Below are 12,662 nucleotides of genomic sequence, written 5' to 3' on the forward strand. Positions count from 1 at the left end.
TTTTACAACTCGAGTGCTGTGATGGAGTTGAGGAATAGTGGTGAAGCTGACTGGCACTGCAAGCTGAAAGCAGATAGTTTAGTAGATAAGTAGTACGCCGCACTAAGGCAGAATCTTGTCAGCATAATCCACTCCAGCGGTAACGGATTTGCTAAAAATGTTGACAATGTTGTGTGTTAGGCTTCTATCCTGATAATCTTCGGTGGGGATAAATTCAAGTTGATTTCGAAACGATGACAAATACATACGATGCCTCGGCCATTGAGGTTCTCACAGGACTTGAACCGGTACGCAAACGACCGGGCATGTACACCGACACAACCCGACCAAATCATTTAGCTCAAGAAGTCATCGATAACAGTGTGGATGAGGCAATAGCCGGTCATGCGCGCCAGTTGCAGGTCATACTTCATCCTGATAATTCTCTGGAAGTGAGTGATGATGGTCGTGGGATGCCGGTAGATATGCATCCAGAAGAAGGCGTGCCCGGTGTTGAAGTGATTCTGACTCGCCTGCATGCCGGAGGAAAGTTTTCTAATAAAAACTATCGATTTTCAGGTGGGTTGCATGGCGTTGGGGTGTCGGTGGTCAATGCTTTATCATCGCGTCTGGATGTCAAAATTCGCCGCAATGCAACTGAATATCAGATTGCTTTTGAGCAAGGTGCTCTGAAAGAATCGCTTACCGAGATAGGTACTGTCGGTAAACGCAATACCGGAACCACAGTACGCTTTTGGCCGGAAGCCTCGTTTTTTGATTCACCCAAATTTTTAGTTTCACGGCTGCGCCATGTACTGCGAGCCAAGGCTGTCTTGTGTCCAGGCTTGATCGTGACCTTTACTGATCTTTCTGGCAAAGAAAAAGTGGAAGATCGCTGGTGCTATGAGGATGGCTTGAAATCCTATTTAGCAGTAGCGATGACCGATGAACCCTGCGTACCTGCCACGCCTTTTGTTGGCCATGTCGGCGATGATAGCGAAGAAGCTGACTGGGCGTTAATGTGGCAATTAGAGCCGGGAGAAGTGTTAGCAGAGAGCTACGTTAACCTGATTCCTACCGCACAAGGCGGGACGCATGTTAATGGTTTGCGTTCAGGTGTGTTAGAAGCCTTACGTGAGTTTTGTGAATTTCGAAACCTGTTACCACGAGGCGTGAAACTGGCACCTGAAGATGTGTGGGAACGCTGTTGTTATGTGTTGTCAGTTAAATTAGAAGATCCGCAATTTTCCGGGCAAACCAAAGAACGATTGTCATCACGTCAGTGTGCAGGCTTTGTGTCAGGCGTCGTAAAAGATTCATTCAGCTTGTGGCTCAATCACCATGTTGAAGATGGTGAGAAGATTGCTGATCTTGCCATCAACAACGCACAATCTCGACTTAAACAAGCCAAGAAAGTCGTACGTAAACGGGTTCAATCGGGCCCGGCTTTACCAGGCAAGTTAGCTGACTGCACCTCGCAAGATCCGGCCCGCACAGAATTATTTCTAGTGGAAGGGGACTCGGCTGGCGGCAGCGCAAAACAAGGTCGCAGTCGCGAATTCCAGGCTATCATGCCGCTACGCGGTAAAATTCTAAATACATGGGAAGTCGAACCCACACAGGTTTTGGCGTCACAGGAAGTTCACGATATTGCTGTGGCGATCGGTGTCGATCCCGGCTCAGATGATCTGGCTGGTCTGCGCTATGGCAAGATCTGTATTCTGGCGGATGCGGACTCAGATGGTGCCCACATCGCCACCTTATTATGTGCATTATTCGTCAGACATTTCCGCCCTCTGGTCGAAGCCGGTCATATTTGTGTCGCCATGCCACCTTTGTATCGTATTGATGTTGGCAAACAGATTTTTTATGCCTTGGATGATGAAGAGCGCCAGATTATTCTGGATCGGATTGAAAAAGAGAAGATCAAAGGTAAAGTGAGTACTCAGCGATTTAAAGGCCTGGGTGAAATGAATCCAATGCAATTGCGTGAAACCACAATGGCACCGGATACGCGGCGTCTTATCAGGCTAACCATCAGCGCCGAAGACGATACTATGATGACCTTGGATAAATTGTTGGCTAAAAAGCGTGCTTCCGATCGTAAATCCTGGCTTGAACAACATGGTGATTTGGCTGATTTAGCCGCTTTGTAATATGCAACAGAGACTTAAGTAATGACTATTATCGTCGATGATTTGGAACAACAGCCGCTACGCGACTTTACCGAGAAGGCGTATCTGGATTACTCGATGTATGTCATTCTGGATCGAGCCTTGCCGCACATTGGCGATGGTCTGAAACCGGTACAGCGTCGCATTGTCTATGCGATGTCAGAGTTAGGTCTGAGCGCTTTATCCAAACATAAAAAGTCTGCCCGTACGGTAGGTGATGTGTTGGGTAAATATCATCCGCACGGTGATTCCGCCTGTTATGAAGCCATGGTATTGATGGCGCAGCCATTCTCATATCGTTATACCTTAATTGACGGGCAAGGTAACTGGGGGTCGATGGATGATCCCAAATCTTTTGCCGCTATGCGTTATACCGAAGCGCGTTTGGCGCCTTATGCGCAAGTGTTATTAAGTGAATTAGGTCAAGGCACGGCCGATTGGGTGCCTAATTTTGATGGCACGATGGATGAGCCCTCTCTGTTACCTGCACGGCTGCCAAATCTATTACTCAATGGCACTACTGGTATTGCGGTAGGTATGGCAACGGATATCCCGCCACATAACCTTAGAGAAGTGGTGAGTGCTAGTCTGAAGTTACTCAAATCGCCACGCGTAACACTTGATGAACTGCTGGAAGATATTCAGGGGCCGGACTTTCCAACGGGTGCAGAAATCATTTCCAGTCAGGATGAAATCCGCAAGATTTATGAAACTGGGCATGGTTCGGTAAAACAACGCGCTTCTTACAATAAGGAAGACGGTGAGATCATTATTGATGCCTTGCCTTATCAGGTATCCGGCGCCAAAATTCTTGAGCAAATTGCTGCCCAAATGAATGCGAAAAAACTACCTATGGTGGCAGATTTGCGTGATGAATCTGACCATGAACATCCTGTTCGGCTGGTCATCGTGCCTCGCTCTAATCGGGTAGATATTGATAGTTTGATGTCGCATTTATTTGCGACAACGGATCTGGAACGCAGTCACCGCGTCAATATGAACATGATTGGCATGGATGGCAGACCTCAGGTTAAAAACCTGCGCGATATGCTGATTGAATGGCTTGGCTACCGGGTTGAAACCGTGCGCCGTCGTTTGCAGTACCGACTGGATAAAGTGCTGGATCGGATGCACGTGCTGGAAGGTTTGTTAATTGCCTACCTCAATATCGATGAAGTCATTGCCATTATTCGACATGAAGACGATCCGAAAGCGGTGATGATGGAGCGTTTTAGCATCACTGACCGTCAGGCTGAATCGATTCTTGAATTACGCTTACGCCATTTGGCTAAGCTGGAAGAAATGAAAATCCGTGGTGAGATGGATGAACTCAGCAAAGAACGTAAACAACTGGAGTTGTTGCTTAGTTCGGACACGCGCCTGAAAACCCTGATTCGCAAAGAACTGACCGCCGATGCAGAAAAATTTGGTGATGACAGACGCTCACAAATTGTCGAGCGTAAAGCTTCCAAAGCGTTGGATGCCACTGAGTTATTGCCAACCGAACCGTTAACCATCGTTTTGTCAGAAAGTGGCTGGGTGAAAGCGGCGAAAGGCCATGATGTTGATCCGACATCGTTAAATTTCCGTACTGGCGATCGTTATTTGACCTCGGTCAAAGCGCGCAGTAATCAACAAATCGTTTTCCTTGATGAAACGGGTCGAAGTTACTCTTTATCCGCTCACACTTTGCCATCGGCACGCGGGCAGGGAGAGCCATTAAGCGGGCGCTTACAGTCTGCACCTGAAGTGCGCTTTGTCTCGGTGCTGGCGGTGGAAGCTGATAAAACGATTTTGCTGACAAATACGGCTGGTTATGGGTTTGTCACGACCTTGGAAAACCTGCTGGCGAAGAATAAAGCAGGTAAAGCTTTGTTTAACTTGCCTAAAGGAGCACAAATATTGCCACCTTTACTGCTTGAGGATCAGGATAATGATCAGATGGCCGTGGCATCGGGGGATGGTCGTTTATTAGTCTTTGCAGCCAGTGAAATTCCTACGTTGAATAAAGGTAAAGGGGTTCGTCTGATTAATATTCCACAAGCACGGTTTACCGGTGGTCAGGAGTGGATGCAGTCAGTCATTATTGTGCCGCAGCAACGTAGTTTGACCCTGCATGCGGGACGACGTCATTTAACTCTGAAACCGGCGGATCTTGAACATTATGCAGGTGAACGAGGTAAGCGAGGACATAAGCTTCCACGGGGCTTACAAAAAGTAACGGGTGTTGAAGTCGCCGAGTAAAACTGGTTGAAATTTGCTATCATCTAGATTCTTACTTGCCGTTTCATCGCCATGCTTGATTCACCCTCAGACCAATTTGCTGTTACCGCAGTTTTACTGCGTAAACCGAGCGTTAATCGTTGGGTCAAAAACGTATGGTCGCTAGTCGGGACCTTACCCGGTTTGGACCAAAGCACGCTGACGAAGGCGTCAGAGCAAGGCGAATTAGTCTATCTCACCGAATTGCAGTTAATACTTCACAAACAACACTGCGATGCTTATTACCTCAATTTGATGGCTGAGCAGCCCAAAGTTTATCTAGTCTGTAGTCAAGACGCGGGTGAACTTGCTCCGATGTTAATGACGGTAGATTTTGATCAAGCCGCTGCGTATATGGAAACAGGTGAAACGGTTTTAGACGCACCCCTGGCTGATGCTTTATGTGTTTGGCTGGAACATTTTGTCGTAGCACATTACATACCGGCCGCCCCTAAAAAGCGTAAACGTCGTAAGTGGCACGATGCTGACGAGGGTGAAGCAACATGAGTCGTGAGACCGATAATGAACCCGGTTTTTTATTACGCTGGTCGCAAAGAAAGCGTCAACAAGATCCCGGATCTGATTCAGACAGCGTTCAACCACATGAGCCCTCTGTTGAGTCTAATGAAGAAAGCGCCGCCGATTCGGAAATGCCGCCACAAACAGAGCGACCTTTGCCCATATGGCAGCAAGAAGATGTTGACGCAGAAACGAAAAAAGCGGCTTTACGTAAATTATTTCGAAAACCCGAATTTAATATCCGTGATGGTCTGAATGAATATGATGATGACTTCACGCAATTTGCCAGTCTTGGCAATATCGTGACGCATGAAATGAAGCGCATGTTAAAGCTGGCGGAAGAAAAAACGCGACCAGATGAAGCTAATCAAGAAAAAACACAATCATCTTCAGCAGCAGAGCACACTGAGATAAAACCCAGCGATAAAGAGGACGACGGAATTGTATAAAGCCGTGTTAGAAGCCGGAAAGAAAGTTTTCGAACCAGCAGAGTACATCGAGTTCGAGTCGGCCGGTCGATGTTTAGTGCTGGGGGATACAGTAAGCTTAAATGCTGTGTTACCTCAGCTGGCATCACTGGAGTTGTATTGTTTTAGTACTGACGATACGCCTGTTGATGCCGATGAATCAGTCACCATCATTAAACAACCGCCTTCATCGTTAACGGGCTGGTTAGGTGACTTTAAGGCTACTTTCTCTGATCATGAGCTAACGGTTGATCTGGTTTTAGATTTAAGTCCGCAGCCAAAAATCACAACAGTTGTACCGCCACTGGGCTACTTCGCTCCCGGTGAGGATAAACAGGCGTTAGTCGAAGCCTTACAGCAGTTACCAGATTTAGTGGGGGTTTTTGATAAACCCAAATTTTTTAATTACAACGCCGATATCTGTGCACATGGACGTCGCGGTGTGAAGGGCTGCACGAACTGTATTGATGCCTGTCCGGCCGGTGCCGTTGAAAGCAGTGGTTGGGACTTAATCAATGTTAACCCTTCCCTTTGTCAGGGGTGTGGCAGTTGCACGGTTGTCTGCCCATCTGGTGCGATAAGTTATGCTTTACCCACATTGGATATCAGCATTAATCGTTTCCGTGAGATGTTGCAAAGCTACTTTGAGCAGTCATCAGACGCGCCGCAGTTGCTGATCCATGATGAAAGTCGCGCTCAAACCTTGCTGGAAGCTTACGATTGGGCATTAGCTGACAATGTTGTGCCTTTTTCGGTTGAAGAAATAGGGGCGTTGGGTATGCCGTTCTGGTTAACGGCTTTAGCTTACGGCGTGGGACGAGTGCATGTGTGGGATGCCGGCAGTCATGACGATCATGACTGGCAAGAAGTACAAGCAAAAATTGAGGAAACCAACACCATTGTAGCGTCACTCGGTTTTGGTCACGATCGCCTGCAATACCTTGATTATAAAGACTTCGAGTCAGTACAAAAGGCCTTGTCACAAACGGTGACGAATATGCCGATAACTGCAGCAAAATATGCAGGCGTTGATGATAAACGTCGCATGACATCGATGGCATTAACGCACTTACATCAGCACGCACCGCAAAAAGTGACTGAGGTTAAACTCACTACTGAAGCTGCATTCGGTGAAATAGAAGTCGATAAGCAAGCGTGTACGTTATGTATGTCCTGTGTTTCGGTGTGCCCTGTCGGTGCGGTGGTCGATGGTGTGGATAAGCCGCAACTGAACTTTATTGAAGATCTGTGTGTGCAGTGCGGTATCTGCGACACTGCTTGCCCGGAAGATGCGATTACGTTGAGTCCCCGTTATTTGTTTGAGCGTGAGCAAGCCAGACAAAAACGTATTCTCAATGAAGAAGCCATTTTTCATTGTATTGGCTGCCATAAACCGTTTGCTACGCAAAAAATGATCGATACCATGATGGAAAAATTATCAGGTCATCACATGTTTCAGGGCGCTGCTTTAGAAAGGCTAAAAATGTGCGAAGATTGTCGCGTTAAAGCCATGTTCAAAGATTCATAAAAGGCAAAAAATGAGTGAAAACCAAGAACAGTGGCGTGCGCAGCACTACGCTTTATTAGCGACATTGTTAGCCGCACCACCGCAAATAGCCTTGTTAGACAATATTGCAGAAGTGGATGTGACCGAACCTGAGTCTGCCATGGGGCAAGCCTGGTTAGCATTACAGACCGCTGCCAAACAGGTTGAAAAAGATGCTTTGAACTCGGAGTATCACGCTTTGTTTATTGGCTTGACGCAGGGTGAAATAATTCCTTATGGCTCGTTTTATCAAACAGGCTTTTTGAATGAAAAACCATTGGCGTTGTTACGCAAAGATCTGGCCCAGCTGGGCTTAGAGCGGCAAGACGATAAAAAAGAGCCAGAAGACCATATCGCTGCGGAATTTGATGTGATGAGACTGATTCTATCTGCGCAAGGTACGCCCGTTGTTGATGCTTCAACATTTTTTAACAGACATATTCAGCCATGGGCGGAAAGGTTTTTTTCCGATCTGGCGGTTGCCAAGAATGCTGTTTTTTACCGAAGCGTTGCAGGATTTGCCAAGCAATTTCTCAAGTTAGAAACGCAATTACTGAAATAGGCATTAATTTACATAATTTGTGTTGAAATGCTTGATACACAGGGCTAGCTGAGCGATACTTTATAAGTAAACCAGATGTGCAAAGATGCACGGCTTGTCTCTCTGGCAAGCAACTCTTTTCATCGTATGCACATTCATTGAATTGGAGAGCGTCATGAGCACCCAATCTTCCCGTTCACGCAGGGATTTCCTACAAAAACTGACTTCCGTAGTCGGCGGTACTACTGCCATTGTTGCCACATCTGGCATGGTTCAAGCTGCGCCTAGTGAGACACCGGAAAGCATTGAAGAAAAGCCCACCTCTAAGGGGTATCAGCGTACGAAGCATGTTGATACCTATTACCATCTAGCTGAATTTTAGCCGCTGAGTTCGCCATGAAACTGACCAAAAGACAATCAGCCTCAACATCGTCTGCAAACGCTGTTAATCGTCGTGCATTTCTGAAAGGTTCTGGTATTGCCGCTGGTGGTGCCGCATTTATGTCAATGCTGCCGCCTGCCATGATGCAAAAAGCAGAAGCAGCAGAAAGCAAAATGCACAGCTATGATGATGGTGATATCACTAAGAAACGTAGCGTATGTACACATTGTAGCGTTGGCTGTGGTGTGGTTGCGGAAGTTCAAAATGGGGTCTGGATTGGTCAGGAGCCAAGTTTCGAGCATCCGTTTAACTTAGGTTCTCACTGCGCTAAAGGGGCATCGGTCCGTGAGCACGGTCATGGTGATAAGCGACTTAAATATCCCCTGAAAAAAGTAAATGGTAAATGGACTCGTGTTTCTTGGGAGCAGGCGATCGATGAAATCGGCGATCAGATGCTCGATATACGAGAAAAGTCTGGCCCCGATTCAGTTTATTGGCTAGGGTCAGCGAAATATTCCAACGAACAGGCCTATCTGTTCCGTAAGTTTGCTGCATTGTGGGGGTCAAATAATGTTGACCACCAAGCGCGCATTTGTCACTCAACCACTGTCGCCGGGGTAGCAAACACCTGGGGCTACGGTGCGATGACGAATTCTTACAACGACATCCACAACTCGAAAGCAATTTTCATCATTGGTGCAAACCCGGCTGAGGCACACCCTGTGTCGTTACAGCATATTTTCCGTGGTAAAGAACGCGGCGCACCAGTGATTGTGGTTGATCCACGCTTCACTCGTACTGCTGCCCACGCTGATCAGTTTATTCGAATTCGTCCTGGTACTGACGTGCCGTTTGTCTGGGGTATGCTCTGGCACATCTTTAAAAATGGCTGGGAAGATAAAAAATTCATCGAGCAGCGTGTTTACGGCATGGATGAAATCCGCAAGGAAGTCGCAAAGTGGGATCCCGCAGAAGTTGAGCGCGTCAGTGGCGCAAAAGAAAAAGACGTTTATCAAGCCGCAAAAACCATGGCTGAACATCGTCCGGGTACTTTTGTCTGGTGTATGGGGGGGACCCAGCACACCATCGGTAACAATAATACCCGTGCTTACTGCATATTCCAGTTGGCTCTGGGCAATATGGGTGTGTCAGGCGGAGGTACCAACATCTTCCGTGGTCACGACAATGTTCAGGGAGCAACTGACTTAGGTGTCTTATCACACACCTTACCCGGTTATTATGGCCTCTCGGAAGGTGCCTGGAAACATTGGGCCAGAGTATGGGATGTTGATTTCGACTGGCTTAAAAATCGTTTTGATCAACAGTCCTACGAAGTCAGTGAAGTTGAGGGCGAAGAAGGCACAACCGGTGGCAGTGGCGCAACGCCGATGTTTACCAATGGTATTCCGGTATCGCGCTGGATCGATGGTGTCTTAGAAGACAAAGAAAACATTGCCCAAAAAGAAGCAATCAAAGCGATGGTACTGTGGGGGCACGCACCGAACAGCCAGACCCGTGGCCCTGAAATGAAAGCGGCAATGGAAAAGCTGGATTTGCTGGTCATTGTCGATCCTTACCCAACGGTCTCTGCTGTCATGAACGATCGCACTGATGGTGTCTATCTCTTACCTGCAGCAACGCAATTTGAAACCTACGGATCAGTCACCTCATCTAACCGTTCTGTGCAGTGGCGTGAGCAGATCATTTCACCCTTGTTTGAATCACTGCCCGATCACACGATTATTTATAAATTTGCCAAGAAGTTCGGCTATGAAAAAGAGCTTTGTAAGAATATTACGGTAAATGGCGAAGAGCCATATATTGAAGACATAACGCGAGAATTTAATCGTGGCATGTGGACAGTAGGCTACACAGGCCAGACGCCAGAGCGCATGAAGCTACAAGCGGCAAATCTGCACACTTTCGACAAAACCACACTGAGAGCACAAGGTGGTCCATGTGATGGCGAATACTATGGCTTGCCTTGGCCATGTTGGGGCACGGCTGAAATGAAACATCCAGGCAGCCCGATTTTGTATGACACATCGGTTCCTGTTTCTGAGGGTGGCTTGCCATTCCGTGCCCGTTTTGGTGTAGAGCACAATGGCGTCAATATTCTTGCTGAAAATTCCTATACAGCAGGGTCAGATATCGAGGATGGTTATCCTGAGTTCACTGCTGACATGCTGAAAGAGCTTGGCTGGTGGCATGAGTTGACCGCAGAAGAACAACAAGAAGCGGAAGGCAAAAACTGGAAAACAGATCTGTCGGGTGGTATTCAACGTGTAGTCATTAATCATGGTTGTGCGCCATACGGTAACGCCAAAGCTCGGGCAATTGTCTGGCAGTTCCCTGATCCGGTACCAATTCATCGTGAAGCGCTGTATACCAACCGCCACGATTTGGTTGAGAAATACCCAACCTATGAAGACCGTCGTAGTTTCTACCGTCTGCCGACGCGTTATGGGTCGATTCAGGCAAAAGACTTTACCCAAGACTACCCCCTATTAATGACCAGTGGTCGTTTGGTGGAATACGAAGGTGGTGGTGATGAAACACGTTCTAACCCGTGGCTAGCAGAGCTGCAGCAGGATATGTTTATTGAAATTAATCCAGCTGACGCCAATAACGCGGGTGTTACACACGGCGAACAAGTCTGGGTCGATGGTCCCGAGGGTGGCTCTATTAAGGTCATGGCATTTGTGACTGAAAGGGTAGAGCGCGGCGTGGTATTTATGCCGTTTCACTTTGGTGGACACTACCAAGGCGAGAACTTACATGACAAATACCCGGAAGGAACGGCACCACATGTATTAGGTGAGTCTTGTAATGTTGTGTTTACTTATGGTTATGACTCGGTCACCGCGATGCAGGAGACAAAAGTGTCTCTGTGCCGCGTACGTGCAGCTTAAGATTTAAGAGGTTTTATCATGGCTCGAATGAAGTTTTTATGTGATGCCGAACGTTGTATTGAGTGCAACGCCTGTGTCACGGCGTGTAAAAACGAGCATGAAGTCCCTTGGGGCGTGAACCGCCGCCGAGTGGTCACTATTGATGATGGTTTACCGGGTGAAAAATCGATCTCAGTAGCCTGTATGCATTGTACTGATGCGCCTTGTCAGGCGGTTTGCCCTGTCGACTGTTTCTACACCACCGATGATGGTGTGGTGCTGCACGACAAAGATATTTGCATTGGCTGTGGCTATTGCTTCTATGCCTGCCCGTTTGGTGCACCGCAATACCCTCAGGAAGGCGCCTTTGGCGCACGAGGGAAAATGGATAAATGTACATTCTGTGCGGGTGGCCCTGAAGAAGACAACTCACAAGAAGAGTTGGATAAATACGGCCGTAACCGTCTTGCAGAAGGCAAACTGCCATTATGTGCTGAAATGTGCTCGACAAAAGCATTGATCGCGGGTGATGGCGATATCGTTGCAGATTTATTCCGTAGCCGAGTCGTTCGTCGTGGTGGTCGTCCTGACAGCTGGGGCTGGAATACAGCTTATAAAGACTAAGTCATGAAACAGACGCTGATTATTATTGCCATGCTGGGTTTAACCGCCTGTTACGAAGATACTGATGTCACTTTGCATGAAGCGGGTGAGTACAAAGGTAACCCGGATTATCATGCCAACACACCCGAAGAGCGTGCTGAGGTGCTGAAACGGCGCTTCAACCAAGTTCAGACCGACCGCTAGCGGAGGAATTATGTCGGCGACAACAGCCTTTAACAGACGCAAGAAAATGATGACTTGGACTGGAGTTATCATGCTATTGGCGATTCTGGTTTTGCCTTTATCAGGCTATGTTGTTAATGCTTTTGCTCAGGCAGAGCAGCAGGCCGAACAAACCACCAATCCACGCTCAGATACATGGCGTCAGGTCAGACAGGCAAATGAAGGTTATACAGCCGTTAAAGGTCGTGAAACAAACGAGTTAATTCAAGGCTCAGGACAAAACTGGCGACAGTTACGTAATGGCCCAATGGCAACGTATGGTAGTTGGTTATTAGCGTTTGTTTTGGTTGCTATTCTCGGTTTTTATATTGCCAGAGGTCGCGTTGAGTTAACGCATCCGCGTTCAGGTAAAACCATCGAGCGCTGGACCTTGAACGAGAGACGCTTGCACTGGACTACAGCCAGTTTATTCATCATTTTGGGGATTACCGGACTGAGTTTACTCTACGGCCGGCATGTGTTGATTCCGTTAATGGGCTACCCCGGCTTTTCTGCTTACGCATCTATCGCGAAGTGGCTACACAATATTTTGGGTCCCGTGTTCATGGTCGCGCTGTTTACCATTTTGATTAAGTGGTTCAAACACAATTTCTTCACCAAAACTGATATCGAATGGTTTAAGGCTTTTGGTGGCATGGTAGGAGACAAGCATCCTTCAGCTGGCAGAATGAATGGTGGTGAAAAAGTCTGGTATTGGACTTTAGCAACAGCGGGTGTCGCCCTGTGTTTTTCAGGTTTAGTGCTGGATTTCCCTAATTTCAATCAAGAACGTGAAATTATTCAGATAGCTCACATTATCCACTTGCTGACTGGGCTGGTACTGATTTCATTCTCATTCGGTCATATTTATATCGGCACAATCGGGACCGAAGGGGCGCTTGAAGGAATGACAACGGGACAAGTGGATGTGGCATGGGCCGAACAACATCATGATTTGTGGTTGCAGGACGTACAACAACAGTCGAATGAGCACAATAAAAAAGAAGAATAATCCGCTAAATTTGCGCAAATTGGCATAATTACGCCCCCAGCTTGGTTAATTATGCTGTTGTGTT

At 47.4% G+C, this 12,662-nt stretch carries 10 protein-coding genes; all 10 read left to right on the forward strand.

Features of this window, described 5'->3' with window-relative positions; all coding sequences use genetic code 11:
• Positions 1 to 233 precede the first annotated feature (233 nt).
• On the forward strand, positions 234 to 2,135 hold the full coding sequence (parE, locus tag MDMS009_RS09375) for a DNA topoisomerase IV subunit B (RefSeq protein WP_008291650.1): 1,902 nt from the start codon (positions 234 to 236) through the stop codon (positions 2,133 to 2,135).
• 21 nt (positions 2,136 to 2,156) lie between these two features.
• Positions 2,157 to 4,397, forward strand: a complete 2,241-nt coding sequence (gene parC / locus MDMS009_RS09380) for a DNA topoisomerase IV subunit A (RefSeq protein WP_008291549.1) — start codon at positions 2,157 to 2,159, stop codon at positions 4,395 to 4,397.
• Positions 4,398 to 4,448: 51 nt separating this feature from the next.
• Entirely contained in the window at positions 4,449 to 4,922 is a 474-nt protein-coding gene (locus tag MDMS009_RS09385; protein WP_008291396.1) for a DUF3305 domain-containing protein, read from the forward strand.
• On the forward strand, positions 4,919 to 5,383 hold the full coding sequence (locus tag MDMS009_RS15850; RefSeq protein ID WP_052298159.1) for a DUF3306 domain-containing protein: 465 nt from the start codon (positions 4,919 to 4,921) through the stop codon (positions 5,381 to 5,383). Before MDMS009_RS09385 ends, MDMS009_RS15850 begins: the two co-directional genes overlap by 4 nt.
• Positions 5,376 to 6,929, forward strand: coding sequence for a 4Fe-4S binding protein (locus MDMS009_RS16630; RefSeq protein ID WP_008291313.1), 1,554 nt, complete (start codon positions 5,376 to 5,378; stop codon positions 6,927 to 6,929). The genes MDMS009_RS15850 and MDMS009_RS16630 overlap by 8 nt, the downstream gene beginning before the upstream one ends.
• Positions 6,930 to 6,939: 10 nt before the next feature.
• A complete protein-coding gene (locus tag MDMS009_RS09400; RefSeq protein WP_008291474.1) occupies positions 6,940 to 7,509 on the forward strand; it encodes a TorD/DmsD family molecular chaperone in 570 nt (189 codons plus the stop codon).
• Between the two features lie 375 nt (positions 7,510 to 7,884).
• Positions 7,885 to 10,782 carry a molybdopterin-dependent oxidoreductase gene (locus MDMS009_RS09410; protein WP_008291635.1) on the forward strand — a complete coding sequence of 966 codons (2,898 nt, stop codon included), beginning with the start codon at positions 7,885 to 7,887 and terminating at the stop codon, positions 10,780 to 10,782.
• Between the two features lie 18 nt (positions 10,783 to 10,800).
• On the forward strand, positions 10,801 to 11,385 hold the full coding sequence (gene fdh3B, locus MDMS009_RS09415) for a formate dehydrogenase FDH3 subunit beta (protein WP_008291745.1): 585 nt from the start codon (positions 10,801 to 10,803) through the stop codon (positions 11,383 to 11,385).
• A gap of 3 nt (positions 11,386 to 11,388) precedes the next feature.
• Positions 11,389 to 11,568 carry a hypothetical protein gene (locus MDMS009_RS09420; protein ID WP_008291221.1) on the forward strand — a complete coding sequence of 60 codons (180 nt, stop codon included), beginning with the start codon at positions 11,389 to 11,391 and terminating at the stop codon, positions 11,566 to 11,568.
• Between the two features lie 10 nt (positions 11,569 to 11,578).
• Positions 11,579 to 12,598 (forward strand): formate dehydrogenase subunit gamma, encoded by a 1,020-nt coding sequence (locus MDMS009_RS09425; RefSeq protein WP_052298160.1) that lies wholly within the window; start codon positions 11,579 to 11,581, stop codon positions 12,596 to 12,598.
• Positions 12,599 to 12,662: the final 64 nt, after the last annotated feature.

It is taken from the genome of Methylophaga thiooxydans DMS010, from assembly GCF_000156355.1.
Taxonomy (GTDB): domain Bacteria; phylum Pseudomonadota; class Gammaproteobacteria; order Nitrosococcales; family Methylophagaceae; genus Methylophaga; species Methylophaga thiooxydans.